We start from the raw sequence: 17,341 nt of genomic DNA, 5'->3' as shown, positions 1-17,341 counted from the left end.
TTTTGCTTACTTCATTTTGACTGTATAACAAGGTGCTAGAGCAAAAGTTAATGTACCTCCAATTAATTTTGCAATTTCCTTATCTTGTGAAGTATGTGTGTCATTATTAGCATTATAAACTTTTTGGAAACTTGGTAATGTACTTGCCCATTTTACTCCCTCCACTGCAGAGTCTTTAAATGCGACCTCTGCTTTACCCGATGAAAGATTTAAAAGATTAGTTACATTCAGTAATGCCCCACCCACCACAATACTGTCTCCAGTGCTGGAGGTCTTGATATTGGAATTCATACCGACTAAAGCACCATCAATTTTTTTCAAGTTTGCATTTGCCAATACCATACGCAAAGAAATATTCTTATCATTGGTAAAAGCACGAGAAACAGTACCAATACGGTATTGTTGAACTCCGTTCTGATCTATATAAGTGGATGAATTAAAGCCTGTGACCTCACAAGCTGTTTTTCCTAAAGCTAACTCACCATCCAAAGCGGCACTCATATCATCTTCAGTATATCCAGGTTTCATATTGGTTCGAATATTACCTTTTTCATCAATGACTATTCCTAGAACAACGTCTTTAACACTGGTATCTGTAAATTTAAAGGTCAAATTTGCGTACATCGGGAATATATAAGCTTCGCCAGATTTCACATTATTAACGGATTTAAAGACCGCTTTATCTAGATAAGTAATAGGAAAGGTTTTATATAAATCGAGTGTCCCTTTGAAATTTTCGCTGCCAATTGTCTGCGTCCATAGACCAAAATCTAGCTTATCAGCAGCAGTGACTTCTGTTTTCCCTGTAAGTAACTTATAGAATTGTTCTTTGCCGGCAATCATATAATCATTGTATAAAGTGCCTTGATAAATGCTTAAAGGTGTAGTGACTTGATCGACCTGAAAATCAAAATTTCGATCGATTTTCTTGGTCACCGGATTAATCCAATGATCTTGTGCATTCGCAGTCATTCGAATAGGTCTAGTGGTGGTAAGCAATTTGGTATTTAATCCACCTACCGTCGAAGTATCGCTGATCCCTGCTCCACGCCATTGCATCCCACTACCAAAGGTATAACCGTCACGATCGGTAATCAACATAAAATGTCCAAAGAGATGCTGCGTTGAACTATCTTGTGTATTACACGTATCTTTATTACAACCGACTAAACCATCTGAACCACTTAAACTACTAATGACTCCAGAAGTTGAAAATAATGAAAATTCAGGTTGATATACGCCTGCATTCGAAATATTCATCAACATACTGACAGTCGAAAATGCCTGTTCATTACTTATATTTGAAATATTAATCCAAGGATTGATCAGCGATTCAAAATCGGAATCTATTGTATTCATAAATTCTTTTTGAGAAATTGACTGGCTAATTCTCTCAAGATCTACACGCATTTGATCAGTAATATATAAGGCTTGAATATCGGTTGGATCAACAATAGCACCATTTTGTAGTGCAAGTGCTTGTAATATTTTTGCCAACCGCATAGCGACCTTCACAGTGCTATCATTAGCATCCAGTGACTTAGCCGGTGTGCCGGTAATTCCGGAGGCAATGTCCAAAATAGTCAAGCGAGGTAGTTGTGAGGTACTTACCTTAGCAATTTTATTTAGGTCTAGCGTTCCCAAATTAATTTGCTTATCTTTCTCGCCTTTAAGGAAGAAAGTAATTTTGTCACCGACTTTACATGCCCCTGTTGCTGCTCCATCTTTTAAATCTAACGTAGTTACAAAGCTATTTTTGGTATCACTACTACAAGTAAAATTTAATCCACTTAATGGATAATCCAATGCAAATCCAAGACATCCAGTAGAACCCATCGTACACGTTCCATTCGTTGTACTCCCTTCATAAACCTCAGGAATAACATTGGCACTTTCACCACCACAACCCGTTAAAGCTGCCATCAATGTGGTGAGGGCAAAAGGGAGTAAATATTTATTTTTCATCCTAATTCTCTTCTTATATCCTTAGCGAATTGCTATTAATTTTAATTGACCCTGGTTGGTAAGTGCCTTGTTTTCTACATCTATTGCACTGGCTAAAGGCGTCAATAACATATATCGACTTTGAGAAGGAATATGAATTATTCCTTCAATTTTTTCATGTGTAGTAAATGACTCAGCAGCTTCATGATTTTTAAAACCTCCGGCCCCCTCAAGTACACAACCATTCGTATCCAGAAAAACTACAAATGGCCAATAAAAGGTCGGATTTTGTTGTCGCGAAGCATAAGAGTTAATCTGAATATTCTGAATTGCATTGGAAATTTTCACAATTTCAAAATCAAATTGTTCTTTTAATGGTGCACGTGGCCAGACATTGACTTCCTTATCCAAACTGACTGTTTTCGCGTTTTTAATTTTTTTATCCTGAATACATTGTTGACCTAAACTATTCACAGCATCTACCTGGGAAACTCGATAATAGGTCGATGACAATGTAAGGGGACCACTATCCTGTTTTTGATTCTTTTTAAAAAATGATTGCAACAGGGATTTACTCACTCCTTTTTCACGCTCAACCATTTGTAAGCGTGTCGCTCCATGCTTGGTATCAATGATACCTTCAGGCATAGCATAAAAGCGCTTCTTCCCTTCCAGATTAAATTCCTTGTCTTCCAGGTATTCATTTTTTATATATTGCGTACCATCAACAGTTACATAGTTTTCTGAGTTTTTAGCTTCTTTTAGTTCTTTAGGAGCACTAGCTGCAAGAGGTACTATTTCTGCCACCCTTTTAGGCGTTGTCTGGGGCTGTACTGTAACTTTTTCCTTTTTCTCAGTTTTAGGCTCTAAATAGGTCGCTTGTGGTATTTTAACTGCATCGACATAGGTAGAAACTTTTTTTGGAGTACTTTGGACGGCTACTTTATTTTCCACCTGTAATTGCAATGATGGTGTAGTTTGAGTTGTAACGGCCTTAATTTCAGGCTGATGATTAAGGGAATGAGGGTCTGATTGAGTTTTTTGAACACTTGAATCTACTGATGCAGATTTACTCACTTCAGTGACTTTACTTTTGGGTTGAGATTTTTGTTGTACCACCATAGGCCGGCCATCTGGTCCAATAATGGTATAAAACTCCCCTGCATGAGAAAAAGATACCTGCACCAGACATAGTGTAAGTATCGATTTCACCAATGAATTCCCTTTCATTATTTTCAATTTATCTACCATCGTGTTCTATAATTCAATCCTAAAATTGTGATTTTGGTATTCGTTTTAACATTTAAACCCGCATATGGATTTAGTAGAATATTATTTACACCCGTTTGGTTTGCCAAACTACTGGTATTTGCTGGAATGTTATCTTTACTACGTAAAAAACCAATCGATAAATCCAGATCGGTATCTGCATCGAAACGATAACCTACCCCCAAGCCGAACAATTGTGCATTGTTAATCGGAACCATTGTATTTCGCTTATTATCAGGAATCGCACTAGTACGCGGTTCATATCCGGCACGTAATTTCAGACGATCTGTCGCGGAATATTCCAAACCTATTCCATAATTCCAAGGTGAAGTAAATTCCAATGGAAGTGCAAGAGAAGAATCACCAATATTTTCAGAAAGTAATTTGGCAATTTTTAATGCTGAAATTTGTCGGTCAAATTCAAATCTAAACTTGTCCCAAGCTTTATAATCCGTCCAGCCTACATCAAAATTGACTTGTAAATCAGGTAAAAGCTTATATTTTATTCCTGCCTGAAAATGGGCTGGATATTCAAAATCCATTGAAACCAGGCCTGACTCACTTGCAGGAATATTATTAGGAAATCCCAAAATTGCAGCAAGAATTTGTCCGGTAGGTGATGACATTAAACCATTAATCAGCTCACGTGGTGCATTTGCGTTATCAATGTGATACTTACCTTTCAAACGCATTTTTGCAGCACTTTGATACACCATACCAAAGCTAAAATCGTCAGTCGGCTCCCACAACACGCCAAGGTTATAACTTGGGCTAAGTGATTGTTCCAGAGCAAGCTGCATTTGCCCGAACCTGCCAAATGGGTTCATACCTTCTTGGGCATTACATATACCTAACAACAGAATGTCAGTAATAATGTCCGAGTTTTCTTTAAAAGGTGTACAAACGACTTCATCAATCATTCGTAACATACCAATTAATTCATTGGGAAAACGCAAATCAGTTTTTAAACCAATGGCTTGGTATGACATGCCTATAGAAGCACCCACGGATAACTCATCATTCACTTGATAGGCAATAGATGGAGATAAATAGGTAATCCTTTCTAGAGCAACCTGTTGCCCCATGTAATTCGCAGGATTGCCATTTTCCGCACCAAAACCGGCAACCAAAGGTGCATACATTGCAGTTGCAAAAGTTGTTTTTGAACCTGGTGGATTGTAAGCAATGCCTGCTGTAGGTGCGGCCATGGGTAAACCTTCACCAAGATCCACCATTTTTTTTAGTACTGGGACATATAGACTGACGTATTCAACATCCCCATTCACTGTGCCTTTAAAGTCTGTACATAAATCGGAAGAAATCTCTGACCCGTCATTACACACCATCGGGTCATCTGAATAGCCAAATACGTTATAACCAGCAGGAACTGAGAATTCCCGTTGAATATCAAAATTAGCCAAAATCCCTTGTACATCAGTTTGCAAACCTTCAATTTTGGTCAAGGCCGCAGGGTTAAAATGAATTGCACTAATTCCTGGAGGATCTGCAGTAACTGCATTCCCCATACTCAATGATCGGACATCAACGGATAAGTTGGTACCTAATTGAGCAAAAGTTGCACTTGAACAGCCCGAGACGATAATTGCTGCAGCTAACGGGCGAAGTCGAATCTTATACATACGACTACCCTCTTAGCGAAGTTTCTTACCGAAACCTAAAATATCAAGTGGGAATGACAGACCTAAACTCACGTCTGGAGCATCTTCTGTTAAGCCTATACCCACAGTTCCATTGACAATAGTCTCAGGTGAAACACGAACACCCAATGAAATTGCTAAAGTTGAACTTGTTTGGTCAGCAGGAGAATAAGATTCACCTGAGCTATAAGTAAATTCAGAACCTGTATTAAAACTTTGCTGGTATGACATCGTCATAGAAACATCATAGTTAAACGAATAGGCAAAACCAAAAGCAAAACCACCACTGATTCCGGGTTCAAACTCATCCAGTACTCGTATACCACGACGTTGATTTAAACCAGTTTCTTTAAAGCCATAGTTGGCAGATACAGAAGCAAACAATACCACTGGATCGATATATTTACGCGTACTCGCACCAATCCCTGCAGAGTAATAACCTTTACCAGTTGCCAGATCATCAGTCGCATTAATTTCATAAGGACTATCACCCGTTTTAGTGGAAAGATTACCAAATAAGATCAATGGCAATCTTCCAGCTTTTAGAGGAAAAGGCTCCCAACGTGCGCCAAAGGAAATATCGCCTAAACCTGCTGCAGAGGTATCTTTCAATAAATCTGTTTTAGCGACTAAAGGTACTGAAGCAGTAAAGGTTAAATTATCTAGAATGCCATACTGAGCTGTAAACGTATTGGTAACAGAGTGAGTCGCATTTTCTTGAACACGGAGTTGATACAATTGACCACTCGCCATTTCAGCATCAATCTGTGTATCACGATAATAGGTATAATCAATATCGTAATAAGATGAAATCTCACCTTTTTTAATTAATGAATACTGTCTTTCGTTTGAGGTAAAGACTTCTTGCAAGTTTGCTTCTTTATTTACATCGCCTTCTTGCTGCTGTAAGGCAGAAGAAGCTTGTGATTGTGCATCGGCTGGTTGTGATTGTACCGTAGCACTATTATCTGCTGGCGGCGTTGCTGCGACCTCATCAACTTGTTCATCAACAGCTTCATATTCACCAAGTGCTGACTCTTCTTCTGCACTCACTGCTGCTACCGCGTGTTCATTTAAAGACTGTGATGCTGTAGATTCAACTTCAGTTTCCTGCTGATCTACAACCTCATATTCTCCAAGTGCCGGTTCTTCAGCTGCATATACCACCCCTATTGCCATTTGAACACTCAAAGCCAATAAAGTTTTGTTCATCCATTTACGATTCATATTCCATCCCACCATTTTTTATTTTTTTAATCTACTTACTTTTATACTTTATTTACTTTTGTAATAAAGACGTAAAAAATTATATGTCGATTCTCCAAATTTTTCTGAGTCTTCATTTACATTCTTGTCTAAACGAATCGTTGATGCCTTATCTGCAATTTTATCCATATAGAACTGCGGATATTGCATATCGACGAAAGCATAGCGATTGACAGTTGCATCTTCGACATGTCGTAAGTCTGTATCCTGAAGTGCTAATAAATTTTTTCTCTTTTCAGGTGCGACATTAATTAAAAACAGGGTGTTATTTTCCCAGATATCTTTGAAACGTGTTTCATCGAAACTGATATTACCCAGTGCAGGGTCAGCCACATAAACACGGCCATTCTTGTATGCTTTAAACACCACAAAATGCTTAAAGCCTGCATAAGAAATTGGCACAATTGCCGGTTGACCTTGTTTAACCAAATCGGAAAATTCACCTTTGTATCCACCGCTTTCAAAACCGATGGCACCAACAAAGCGCTTCATATCAAGTAAAGAAAAACTACGTCGTTCGACGATTTTCTCGGTCTCACCAAATTTAAGCAAACCATTCATGACCTGTTGTTCTGTCATGGTTACACCAACATCAACATAACCATTCAACAAGGTCGTTAATGCCGCCGATCCACAACTATAGTCATAGGCTTGACGTACAATACCCCTAAATTGATCTTCTACAGCAGGTTTAATGAGGACTGGTTCTCTATGCATTCGAGTGAATGAATCTTGGCGAGAATCTAAGGTTTCAGTGTAATACACAGCTTCTGCTGGCTTCTTCTTAATTTCAAAGGCTTCTTTGGCAGCGTAATACATCAATGCCGAGCCTAATGCGATCTCTAACATATCTCTTAACTTTTCTAGTTATCGGCATGATGTGCCTTTGTTCATTATTTTTTAGAGTTATTACTCTACATCCATGTAAAAAGGAAGATAACCTTTTTTATAAAAAAAAACAGCTTTTTTTTAGTTTTTTTGAAAAATTTCACATTTTTTTGTAAAAAAAAGCGCGTGTAAACACGCGCTTTTTGACACGGAAACTTAGTGACCGCGGATTGTAATGATCGCACCTGGTACATATTGACCTTGCGCTGGGCTGAAGTAAGTTTGCATACCTTGAACTTCTACATCACCAATTGAAGCAGCGGTCTTACTACCCAAATGGATACCTTTGACATAATTATCATGTGCGCCACTTGTGCTCACAATACGTACATAACCTTTATTAGCACCTTCTTCACCAATCACACTGATTGATTGATTAAGTGTTAAATCGTTATCGTTTGCATCTGCAATCTTGATGCTCTCAACAAAGATTTCGCCGGCTGCACGCGTTGCAGTTTTGGTTGAGTTATCCAAAATACCCAAATTTGTGATCTCTAAACCACCAACCATAGTTGTATTCAACTTAATCATTGCGCCTTGCGGTGCAGCACCTAATTGAATGTTTGCAGCCATTTGACCCGTTTTTATAGAAAGACCTGACAAAATCGCGTTTTCAGTACCTGTACCACCACGGCGGATATTCGCTGCTCCAGCTGCTGGTGCAGCAGCCGACCCAACTACACCAATCTCACCAATGTTAATATCTAGGCCTGATACTTGTGCAGCGATATTGATGAATGGATTGCCGCCACCTGCATCTGAGTCAATTGTTAAATCAGCTAAGTTACGGCTATCAAGTAAATAAGCACCGTTATTATCGTAGTTTGCACCAATGACAATACCATTAGTTGCAGTAGCACCAGTACCATTCCCTTTAATATAAATCGCACCAGCTGCGCCAGTACCACCAAAACCAGGCTGACCTGCTGTTCCTGCTGCAGCTAAACCATCGTTATCGTGAATGAATAACTTTTCAATTTCGATTTTTGAAATACCGATCCCAATGCTTAAACCATCTTGACCAGTAGTAGCACCCAATGAAGCATCATCCATTGCTTGCATTGCCATCGCATTTGCGCTGATTGCTAATGAAGAAACTAAAGCAAGTTTAGTAAATTTTTTCATTTCGTACTCTCCCAAGAGTATTATTTTTTTTGATTGTTAACTACTCGATTTCACTAATTGTTTTTTATTTTTTGACAATAGTGAGGCTTTCCTTGAGCAGCTGATTTGCCCTAGTTAAGTTATATCTGTGTCATTTTTTGTTCAACTGCTGTTGGTCGCAATCTATATGTTACCGACAAACGGTATTTACAGGTTTTATGCATACACAATGTTATAGAATAGCGTATCCATGTATCGAATTGATAAAGTAACCTTGTATGAATAAGTCTGTTATTTTTCAAAGAATGCTGACTAAACAACAGCTTAATCCTGCTGAAATGCTTTTATGCTTATCGCATCTTAACCATGTGGTTTACTTAAAAAATGTAAACCAGCCTGTCATTGCATTTTTTGCTTCTGAATATATGCTGATTCAAAATAAAAAAATTAAGAAATTTAGCAGGACATCATTAAGCCAATATCAACAAAAAAATGAGTCCATTGATTTTAATCATTTTTTAAAGAAAGGTTTACAAAACCATCATTCCGAATTTAATGGCGGTTTAATCGGTTTTATTAGCTATGATGAGGCAGCCCAACAACAAGTCAACATTCAACATAAAAACCAGCCCTCTTTATTTTTAGGCATTTATTGCAGTTATATTAAACTGACTGATCAAGGTTGGACCTTTTTTAGTCATGAGCATGATGCTGAAGCAATTTTCCAGGTAATTCAGGATGCCTTGCAAAGCAAAAACAGACCAAGTAGAGACAATCAGACATTTACACTTACGCAACCTTGTACTGCACGCTGGAGTAAAAACCATTATGTGAGTGCCTTTCAACAGGTACAAGATTACATTCGGGCAGGTGATTGTTATCAGATTAATTTGACTCAAGAATTTATCGCTAAAGCACAAGGTTTGTTATTAGATACAGCAGAAGCATTTTGGCAACTGACTGATGCCCCTTATTCAGGTTATCTCAAAATTAATGATTTTGAATTATTAAGCTGTTCCCCCGAACTGTTTATTGATTTTGAAGCAGATCGGAAAATTACCACAAAACCGATTAAAGGCACCATGCCTCGATATCAAGATGCTGTACAAGATGAACAATCGAAACAAAGCTTAATTCACTCAAAAAAAGACCAGGCTGAAAATGTGATGATTGTGGATTTACTGCGTAATGATTTGAGTGTATATGCTGAAACTGGATCTGTAAAAACACCAAAACTGTTTGAAATTGAGTCATTTAATCAAGTCCATCATATGGTCAGTGAAGTCACTGCCACTTTAAGGGAAGATGTCAATCCTTTCCATGTTCTGATGTCTGCTCTTCCAGGGGGCTCGATTACTGGCGCTCCGAAAATTCGTGCCATGCAAATTATAGAGGAACTTGAAGGTGCTCCACGCGGAGCTTATTGTGGTTCGATGGGTTATTTTAATTTTGATGGCACAGGTTCATGGAATATTCTGATTCGCTCAATTCAAAAATATCAGGAAAATGTTTCTGTTTGGGCCGGTGGCGGCATTACCATTGCATCTGATTGCGATGCCGAATATCAGGAATGTTTTGATAAAGTTTCTGCCATGCTAGATTTACTTAACACATGGTATAAACCTGAATAATCCTCATAAAATTCACAAAAAAGCGAACCCTGAGATTAACCTAGGTTCGCTTTTTTGTTGCTTAAATTCTGCTTTTTAGCAAAGTGCAATTAGAGAAAATTCAAGCCAAAATATCGTTTTTCAAGGTATCGACTAAACGCTGGTTTTGCTCATCAGTACCAATGGTAATACGCAGGAACTGGTTGATACGCGGCTTATTGAAATAACGTACAATGATGCCGCGTTCACGTAATTCATCAGCTAATTCACCAGCATCTTTTGTTGGCAATGATGAGAAAATAAAGTTCGCACTTGATGGCAACACTTTAAAACCAATCTCAGTCAACTGTTCCACCAACTTTTCACGGCTTGCAATAACTTTTTGATTTTGTGCTTCGAAATACGCCTGATCCTCAAAAGAAGCCACAGCCGCAGCAATCGCAAAACGATCGATTGGATAAGAGTTAAAGCTGTTTTTGACTGCTTCTAGCGCAGCGATTAAATGCGGCTGAGCAATGGCAAAACCGACACGTAATCCAGCCAGTGAACGAGACTTAGAAGTGGTTTGACATACCACTAAATTTTCGTATTTTTCAACCAAACTCACCGCTGATTCGGCACCGAAATCGACATAAGCTTCATCAATCACAACCACCGAATTCGGATTCGCTTGAAGCACTTCTTCAATTGCAGCTAAACCCAAATCAATACTGGTCGGCGCATTCGGATTGGTAATAATAATACCGCCATTGGCTTGCTTATAATCATTCACCACAATTTCAAAGTTGTCATTCAGTGGCAATACTTTGGTTTTAACTCCAAAGAATTGGCTATACACTGGATAGAAACTGTAAGTAATGTCCGGATACAAGACTGGCAATTCTTGAACAAAAAATGCTTTAAAAATATGTGCTAAGACTTCATCAGAGCCATTACCCACAAACACATTTTCAACAGCTACATTTTGCTGTTTGGCAATGGCCTGTTTTAAAGCTGATGCATCCGGGTCTGGATATAAACGCAATACATCTGCTGAATTTTCCAATACCGCTTGCACGGCTTCCACCACTTTTGGAGATGGTGGATACGGATTTTCATTGGTATTGAGTTTTAATAGGTTTTGGATTTTCGGTTGTTCACCTGGTACGTAGGGTTCTAGTTCACGTACTTCAGGACTCCAAAAACGCATTTGTTCTGTGGTAATCGACATTTTATTTTCTCTTTATGCACTCAACCTACATTTGCGTAAGCCCTCTCCTTCTAGGAGAGGGTTTGGGAGAGGCTAGTCTGTCCAAATTGAGTAAAAATATTTTGCCCTCTCCTAACCTCTCCCATAGAGAGAGGAACATTCATTACTGAATAAATGAGGGATCTAAATTTATATTATTGATAACGATATCTTGCTGATCTCGCATGCGCATCCAGGTTTTCCTGCTGCGCCAAGATATCAGCTGTTTTCGCTAAGGTTTTCACACCTTCTTGCGAGCACATAATCAGGCTGGAACGTTTCTGGAAATCATATACACCAAGTGGTGATGAGAAACGCGCAGTCCCCGAGGTTGGCAACACATGGTTTGGTCCTGCACAGTAGTCACCAATGGCTTCAGGAGTATAACGTCCCATAAAGATTGCACCGGCATGGCGAATATCTTCAGACATTTCTTGCGCTTCATCTAAACAAAGCTCTAAATGTTCAGGCGCGACCTGGTTGATAAGATCAATCGCTTCTTGACGATCTTTCACCAAAACCAAAGCACCACGATTAGCAATAGAAGTTCGTGCGATCTCTGCTTTTGGCAATGCAGCCAAATGTTCTTCAATCGCCAGCTCCACTTCATTTAAAAGCTGTTCATCCGGTGTGATGAAAATCGCTTGTGCAACCGTATCATGCTCAGCTTGGGATAAGAGATCCATCGCCAGCCATTTGGCATTATTTTCACCTTCTGCATACACCAAAATTTCCGAAGGACCTGCAATCATGTCGATACCAACTTGACCGAATACGGCACGTTTGGCAGCTGCAACAAAGCGGTTACCTGGACCGGTAATTTTATCTACACCCGGAACAGTTTCTGTACCATATGCCAAAGCTGCTACCGCTTGTGCTCCACCAATGGTAAATACACGAGTCACACCTGCTAGATACGCAGCAGCGAGTACCAATGGATTCAACTCACCATTGGGTGCTGGAACCACCATAATAATTTCAGCAACACCCGCAACATGAGCAGGTACAGCATTCATCAACACTGAAGACGGATAAGAAGCTAAGCCACCCGGCACATAAATTCCCACACGATCAAGCGGTGTGATTTTTTGACCGAGTGTATTGCCCAAAGCATCCACATAAGTCCAGCCATCTTGCTTTTGTGCTTGGTGGAATTCACGAATTCGATTTGCAGCCAATTCTAAAGCTTCACGAACCTCATTATCTAAACCGTCAAAAGCCGCTTTGAGTTGTTCTTGGGTGAGTTCAAGATCTGAAAACTGATGCGCTGGATGTCGATCGAACTGTTGAGTGAGTTTAAGAACATGAGCATCACCATGTTGACGCACATCAGCAATGATTTGGTCTACGGTTTTTAAAAGTTCAGGATCATTCACAGTCTCAAAAGCCAACAAGTCTACAAAGGCTTGCTTAAAGCTTTGATCTTGGGTCGATAAACGTCGCATCAATTTACCCATCAGGTTTGAATTCGAAGGCTTTAGTTTACCTGTTTTCATGCGCTTTGTCGGTAGCTATAATACGGTATCAGTATTAGTTTTATTGAAATTAACTTTCGCTAAGATTGATGAAAACACTGAATATCTACAGTTTTTTCTCAGGCATAAAAAAACCGCCATAGAATGACGGTTTTTTTCAAATTTGCATACAGAGATGCTTATTTTTTGCTTTCGCGTTCTTCAACTGCTTTTTCAAGCTGTGCCAGAATCGGGTTCAATAAAGTTTGCTTACGTTTGAAACTGGCTTTGTTCACAATTAAACGTGAAGATACTTTGCAGATTTCTTCCAATGGCTCAAGACCATTGGCACGTAAGGTATTTCCAGTATCGACCACATCAACAATGTAATCGCCTAAACCCACCAATGGCGCAAGTTCCATTGAACCGTAAAGCTTGATTACATCGACTTGCTCACCTAGGCTGGCATAGTATTGACGTGTAAGATTCACATACTTGGTCGCAATTTTTAAACGACCTTTCGGACGAACCATCCCGACTTTACCCGCTGTCATTAACTTACAGTTGGCAATTTTCAAGTCTAATGGTTCATATACATTTTGTGCGCCATGTTCCATCAGCACATCTTTACCCGCAACACCTAGATCCGCTGCACCATTTTCCACATAAGTCGGCACATCAGAGGCACGTAAAATTAAAATACGTACTTGTTTATGTGTGGTTGGGAAAATTAATTTACGGGATTTATCCGGATCTTCCAGTAAATTAATTCCTGCTGTTTCTAGCAGAGGTAAAGTTTCTTTTAAAATACGTCCCTTACTTAACGCTAAAGTTAAACCATGATCAAAATTTCCCATAACGTCAAAGTTTGGATCATCGTTTCTCATATCGCTCATTAACTTACTCGCTTAATTTGGGCACCTAAACCTTGTAACTTCGCTTCAACATCTTCATAACCGCGGTCAATATGATAAATACGGTCAATCAGGGTTTCACCTTCGGCAGCCAACGCAGCCAAAACCAAAGAGAAAGAAGCACGTAAATCTGTCGCCATTACAGGAGCAGCTGAAAGTTTTTCCACACCTGTAACCACTGCATCGTTACCTTCAACCTGAATATTTGCGCCCATACGTGCCAATTCAGGTACATGCATAAAACGGTTTTCAAAAATCGTTTCAGAAATCGTAGCAAAGCCACGACCAATCGCGTTGACAGCCATAAGCTGAGCTTGCATATCGGTTGGAAATTCTGGATGTGGCAAGGTCTGGAAGCTGACTGCTTTGGGACGTTTACCCATCATGTCGAGTTCAATCCAGTCATCACCACGAGTGACTTCTGCACCCATTTCTTCAAATTTATCCAGTACAGACTCAAGCAGACTTGGATCAGTATGCGTGGTTTTCACTTTACCGCCGGTGATTGCTGCAGCAGCCAGATACGAACCTGTTTCAATACGGTCAGCAACCACAGCATATTCACAGCCATGTAAGCTTTCAACACCCGTAACCACTAAAGTATCGGTATCCAAACCTTCGATTTTCGCACCCATTTTAATGAGCATTTGTGCAAGATCAGTAATTTCAGGTTCACGTGCTGCATTGCGAATCGTTGTCACACCATCGGCCAACACTGCTGCCATCAAAATATTTTCAGTACCACCTACAGTCACCATATCAAAGACAACTTCGCCACCTTTAAGACGACCATCGACTTTAGCATTGACATAACCGGCTTCAACTTCAATTTCAGCACCCAAAGCTTCTAATGCTTTAAGATGTTGATCGACTGGGCGTGAACCAATGGCACATCCACCTGGAAGAGATACTTTTGCACTGCCATAGCGCGCCAATAATGGACCAAGCACCAAAATTGATGCACGCATGGTTTTTACCAGTTCATATGGAGCAAACTGATTATCTAATGTTGACGTATCTGCTTTAACTGTATCGCCTTCATAAGAGATTTGAACACCCAAACCAGCAATCAGTTTGACTAAGGTATTCACATCCTTAAGATTTGGAACATTAGTCAATGTAGTGGGTGTTTCAGGAAGAATCATTGCAGCAAGTAATGGAAGTGCTGCATTTTTTGCACCAGAAATACGCACTTCACCTTCGAGCCTAATACCGCCCTGAATTAAAAATTTATCCATCTAGTTTTAAGCTCCGAATAAGCTTGCTTTACGCCATTCTTCTTTGGTCATTGCACGAATAGTTACCGCGTGTACTTCACCGCTGGCAATATATGAATTTAACGGAGCATAAACCGTCTGTTGGCGCGCTACTGGACGTTTGCCTTCAAACTGTTCATCTACGATACGAAGATCAAATTTCCCGCCTTGCCCACTAACTGCAACTTCAGCCTCTGGAAAAGCAGCTTTTAAAATTTCAGTGAGCTGTTCATTATTCATCACAAAGACCTCTTATAGGACCAACGGTGTAAAAACCTGCCATTTTACTATAAATATGAAAAATAAATCATTAAGGTATAACATTTAATATATAAAAAAAGAGGTCATAAAAAACCTCTTTTTGTTCAAAAACCGAACTATGCCAGTAAAGACGGGGGTGTAACCTGCATTTTTCTATGCTTATTCAACTGTCTTTTAAGTTTTTCTGTTAATTTCTTTATTGAGGTATACATATCATCAGCTGTCGCCTGTGCAAACAATTCTGCCCCCGGTACCCGAATAATGGCTTCAGCTATATGATTTAAACTTCCTTTTCTTGAACGTTTGTCTACTTGATGATCTTTGGTCAATTTCACCTGCATACTATTGACCTGGTCCAGATGTTTGGTCATTTCAGCAAATTTTAAACGAATATTATCTTCAATTGCAGGGGTGATAGTTAAGTGATGACCACGAATTGTTATTTGCATAATTCTATCCCTCACCTTCATTAGGATTAGTTAAAGTCATAGCTGAAATGATCTGCTGACAGCACTTAGAACTCTGCAATTCACAATTTAAATCATTTCAACAACGCCTTTAAAAGAAAAAAAAGATTCATTATGTTGTCATAATGAATCCCTAGAATAATCAGATTTTAAAAATTAGATCAAGACTTTTCGTTCAGAAGATGAAGGAATATGTAACGACTCTCGATATTTAGCGACAGTTCGACGGGCCACATCAATACCATCTTCTTTTAACAGGTTGGCAATAATATTGTCAGATAAAGGCTTACGTGGATTTTCTTCAGAAATTAACTTTTTAATTTTTGCCCGAATGGCAATGGAAGATGCCTCCCCACCAGAAGTCGTTGCAACATGACTGGAAAAGAAATATTTCAGTTCAAATAAACCACGTGGTGTCAGCATAAATTTATTGGTCGTCACCCGGGAGACTGTAGACTCATGCAACTCCACTTCTTCCGCAATATCGCGCAGTACTAAAGGCTTCATCCCTTCCGCACCAATTTCCAAAAACATTTTTTGATGTTCTACGATACAGCTGGCAACTTTTAATAAGGTTTTATGACGCTCATCAACACTTTTAATAAAGTTTTTAGCATCTAACATTTGATTGCGTAAATATTGATTATCGTTACTTTGATCCGCACGTTTAATCATACTGGCATAAAAAGAATTGATCCGTAATTTAGGCATCACATCCGGATTTAACTGCACTTGCCAATGATCATTCTTTTTCATGACCACCACATCGGGAATTTGATAATCAGAGTCTTTCTCTTCAAATTCCATACCCGGATAAGCTTTTAATGTTTTTAACAGATCAACTGCGCATTTTAATTGATCAGGATTCAAACCCGTTTGCTTAATCAGTTTCGGCAATTCATTCGAAATGAGTAATTCATAATGATTTAATAAAGTTATCGCCTCACAGCGATAAGCTTGATGTACAGGCAAACTTTCTAATTGCACCAATAAACATTCTGCCAGATTACGGGATGCTACCCCTGGCGGATCCAGATGCTGAATATGCTTTAAAACGACGAGAACTTCATCATCTTCCACTTCATCATCATAATCCAGAGATTCCAGTAAATGCTGCACAGATGCCGTGATTTCGGCAATTTCAGCATCCAAAAAACCTTTTTCATCTAAAGAGTCAACAATACAATGTGCAATCAGGCGATCCACAGCAGAAAAATGCAATAAATTGATTTGTTCAAGCACATGTTCTTTTAGACCTAAATGACCCTGACGGTTATCTTCACGCTCTTCATATTCAGGAGAACCCAGACTGGTCGGTTGATGGGTATAGACATCATCCCAATCGGTATCGACCGGTAAATCATCAGGAAGATGGTTTGCATTCAGCTCATTGGTTAAATCTTTATTCTCACGTTCTTGTTCTTGTAAGGTGGATAGACTTTCAATCGAAGATTGCTCTTCTACTTTTTCCAATAAGGGATTACTATCAAGTTGAATCTGAATTTCCTGCTCTAGCTCAAGACTAGAAAGTTGAAGCAAACGAATGGCTTGTTGTAACTGCGGTGTCAGTGACAAGGAGTTTGCAACTTTTAATCCAACCGATAACTTCATATTACCCTACTCTTTTTACTGCTATTTATAAAAGCACACCTTATAAGCAATTTTTGTGCCGTTTTATTTTTTATATCATAGATACACATAAAAAATATACAAATTTGCAGATTTTTTTAGTCATATTTTCTATAAAACACAAAAAAGTAATGATGAATATTTTTTTAAATTAATGATTTAATCTCAGTACGAAATCGAATCAACTAAATAATACTAGAATCAATTTAACTGAAGAATCTAACCTTACTCATCATAATCAATAACAATCTTTAGTTTTTAATAAATTCCCCCCCGCATAAAAAAAGCCCCCTGTCCGTTAGGATCAGGGGGCTTTAGAATAATGAGCTGGCGATGACTTACTCTCACATGGGTAATCCCACACTACCATCAGCGCTAAGAGGTTTCACTTCT

The 17,341-nt window shown here is 39.0% G+C and carries 14 protein-coding genes; 1 reads left to right on the top strand and 13 read right to left on the bottom strand.

Features of this window, described 5'->3' with window-relative positions; genetic code table 11:
* Positions 1-6: 6 nt before the first annotated feature.
* The 6 genes from ACE01R_RS16635 to ACE01R_RS16610 form a co-directional block, all read right to left on the bottom strand.
* A complete protein-coding gene (locus ACE01R_RS16635) occupies positions 7-1,965 on the bottom strand; it encodes a hypothetical protein (protein WP_395552618.1) in 1,959 nt (652 codons plus the stop codon).
* Positions 1,966-1,986: 21 nt separating this feature from the next.
* Positions 1,987-3,156 (bottom strand): putative pilus assembly protein FilE, encoded by a 1,170-nt coding sequence (gene filE / locus ACE01R_RS16630; protein WP_395552617.1) that lies wholly within the window; start codon positions 3,154-3,156, stop codon positions 1,987-1,989.
* A gap of 32 nt (positions 3,157-3,188) precedes the next feature.
* The gene (locus ACE01R_RS16625) at positions 3,189-4,853 is read right to left on the bottom strand and encodes an OmpP1/FadL family transporter (protein ID WP_395552616.1); all 1,665 of its coding nucleotides are present in this window, start codon (positions 4,851-4,853) and stop codon (positions 3,189-3,191) included.
* 12 nt (positions 4,854-4,865) lie between these two features.
* The gene (locus ACE01R_RS16620) at positions 4,866-6,098 is read right to left on the bottom strand and encodes a hypothetical protein (protein ID WP_395552615.1); all 1,233 of its coding nucleotides are present in this window, start codon (positions 6,096-6,098) and stop codon (positions 4,866-4,868) included.
* 48 nt (positions 6,099-6,146) lie between these two features.
* Positions 6,147-6,986: a C39 family peptidase gene (locus ACE01R_RS16615; RefSeq protein ID WP_395552614.1), complete on the bottom strand. Its 840-nt coding sequence runs from the start codon at positions 6,984-6,986 to the stop codon at positions 6,147-6,149.
* 195 nt (positions 6,987-7,181) lie between these two features.
* A complete protein-coding gene (locus ACE01R_RS16610) occupies positions 7,182-8,150 on the bottom strand; it encodes a DUF6160 family protein (RefSeq protein WP_395552613.1) in 969 nt (322 codons plus the stop codon).
* Between the two features lie 257 nt (positions 8,151-8,407).
* Here ACE01R_RS16610 and ACE01R_RS16605 point away from each other — a divergent pair, with 257 nt between their 5' ends.
* Positions 8,408-9,760: an anthranilate synthase component I family protein gene (locus ACE01R_RS16605; protein ID WP_395552612.1), complete on the top strand. Its 1,353-nt coding sequence runs from the start codon at positions 8,408-8,410 to the stop codon at positions 9,758-9,760.
* A 100-nt stretch (positions 9,761-9,860) separates the two neighbouring features.
* Here ACE01R_RS16605 and hisC read toward each other — a convergent pair whose 3' ends face one another.
* The 7 genes from hisC to ACE01R_RS16570 all read right to left on the bottom strand — a co-directional run bounded on the left by hisC (position 9,861) and on the right by ACE01R_RS16570 (position 16,930).
* Positions 9,861-10,949 (bottom strand): histidinol-phosphate transaminase, encoded by a 1,089-nt coding sequence (hisC, locus tag ACE01R_RS16600; RefSeq protein ID WP_395552611.1) that lies wholly within the window; start codon positions 10,947-10,949, stop codon positions 9,861-9,863.
* A gap of 173 nt (positions 10,950-11,122) precedes the next feature.
* A complete protein-coding gene (gene hisD, locus ACE01R_RS16595) occupies positions 11,123-12,424 on the bottom strand; it encodes a histidinol dehydrogenase (RefSeq protein ID WP_395552631.1) in 1,302 nt (433 codons plus the stop codon).
* A gap of 197 nt (positions 12,425-12,621) precedes the next feature.
* Positions 12,622-13,317, bottom strand: a complete 696-nt coding sequence (hisG, locus tag ACE01R_RS16590; RefSeq protein ID WP_395552610.1) for an ATP phosphoribosyltransferase — start codon at positions 13,315-13,317, stop codon at positions 12,622-12,624.
* Positions 13,317-14,573 carry a UDP-N-acetylglucosamine 1-carboxyvinyltransferase gene (gene murA / locus ACE01R_RS16585; protein WP_395552609.1) on the bottom strand — a complete coding sequence of 419 codons (1,257 nt, stop codon included), beginning with the start codon at positions 14,571-14,573 and terminating at the stop codon, positions 13,317-13,319. The genes hisG and murA overlap by 1 nt, the downstream gene beginning before the upstream one ends.
* Before the next feature lie 6 nt (positions 14,574-14,579).
* On the bottom strand, positions 14,580-14,831 hold the full coding sequence (gene ibaG, locus ACE01R_RS16580; protein WP_395552630.1) for a BolA family iron metabolism protein IbaG: 252 nt from the start codon (positions 14,829-14,831) through the stop codon (positions 14,580-14,582).
* Positions 14,832-14,968: 137 nt separating this feature from the next.
* Positions 14,969-15,301 (bottom strand): ribosome hibernation-promoting factor, HPF/YfiA family, encoded by a 333-nt coding sequence (gene hpf / locus ACE01R_RS16575; protein WP_395552608.1) that lies wholly within the window; start codon positions 15,299-15,301, stop codon positions 14,969-14,971.
* 174 nt (positions 15,302-15,475) lie between these two features.
* Positions 15,476-16,930 carry an RNA polymerase factor sigma-54 gene (locus ACE01R_RS16570; RefSeq protein ID WP_395552607.1) on the bottom strand — a complete coding sequence of 485 codons (1,455 nt, stop codon included), beginning with the start codon at positions 16,928-16,930 and terminating at the stop codon, positions 15,476-15,478.
* Positions 16,931-17,341 lie beyond the last annotated feature (411 nt).

The organism is Acinetobacter sp. BSP-28 (genome assembly GCF_044130285.1).
Taxonomy (GTDB): domain Bacteria; phylum Pseudomonadota; class Gammaproteobacteria; order Pseudomonadales; family Moraxellaceae; genus Acinetobacter.
Note: the sequence above shows the minus strand (reverse complement) of the source record. Positions and strands in the feature narration are given on the sequence as shown.

Excerpts from the sequence above, each read along its gene's own strand:
- murA (WP_395552609.1), bottom strand. The coding sequence starts at position 14,573 with ATGGATAAATTTTTAATTCAGGGCGGTATTAGGCTCGAAGGTGAAGTG.
- hisD (WP_395552631.1), bottom strand. The coding sequence starts at position 12,424 with ATGGGTAAATTGATGCGACGTTTATCGACCCAAGATCAAAGCTTTAAG.
- ACE01R_RS16570 (WP_395552607.1), bottom strand. The coding sequence starts at position 16,930 with ATGAAGTTATCGGTTGGATTAAAAGTTGCAAACTCCTTGTCACTGACA.
- ACE01R_RS16605 (WP_395552612.1), top strand. The coding sequence starts at position 8,408 with ATGAATAAGTCTGTTATTTTTCAAAGAATGCTGACTAAACAACAGCTT.
- hisC (WP_395552611.1), bottom strand. The coding sequence starts at position 10,949 with ATGTCGATTACCACAGAACAAATGCGTTTTTGGAGTCCTGAAGTACGT.
- hpf (WP_395552608.1), bottom strand. The coding sequence starts at position 15,301 with ATGCAAATAACAATTCGTGGTCATCACTTAACTATCACCCCTGCAATT.
- ACE01R_RS16625 (WP_395552616.1), bottom strand. The coding sequence starts at position 4,853 with ATGTATAAGATTCGACTTCGCCCGTTAGCTGCAGCAATTATCGTCTCG.
- ACE01R_RS16635 (WP_395552618.1), bottom strand. The coding sequence starts at position 1,965 with ATGAAAAATAAATATTTACTCCCTTTTGCCCTCACCACATTGATGGCA.
- ibaG (WP_395552630.1), bottom strand. The coding sequence starts at position 14,831 with ATGAATAATGAACAGCTCACTGAAATTTTAAAAGCTGCTTTTCCAGAG.
- ACE01R_RS16620 (WP_395552615.1), bottom strand. The coding sequence starts at position 6,098 with ATGAATCGTAAATGGATGAACAAAACTTTATTGGCTTTGAGTGTTCAA.
- ACE01R_RS16610 (WP_395552613.1), bottom strand. The coding sequence starts at position 8,150 with ATGAAAAAATTTACTAAACTTGCTTTAGTTTCTTCATTAGCAATCAGC.
- ACE01R_RS16615 (WP_395552614.1), bottom strand. The coding sequence starts at position 6,986 with ATGTTAGAGATCGCATTAGGCTCGGCATTGATGTATTACGCTGCCAAA.
- hisG (WP_395552610.1), bottom strand. The coding sequence starts at position 13,317 with ATGAGCGATATGAGAAACGATGATCCAAACTTTGACGTTATGGGAAAT.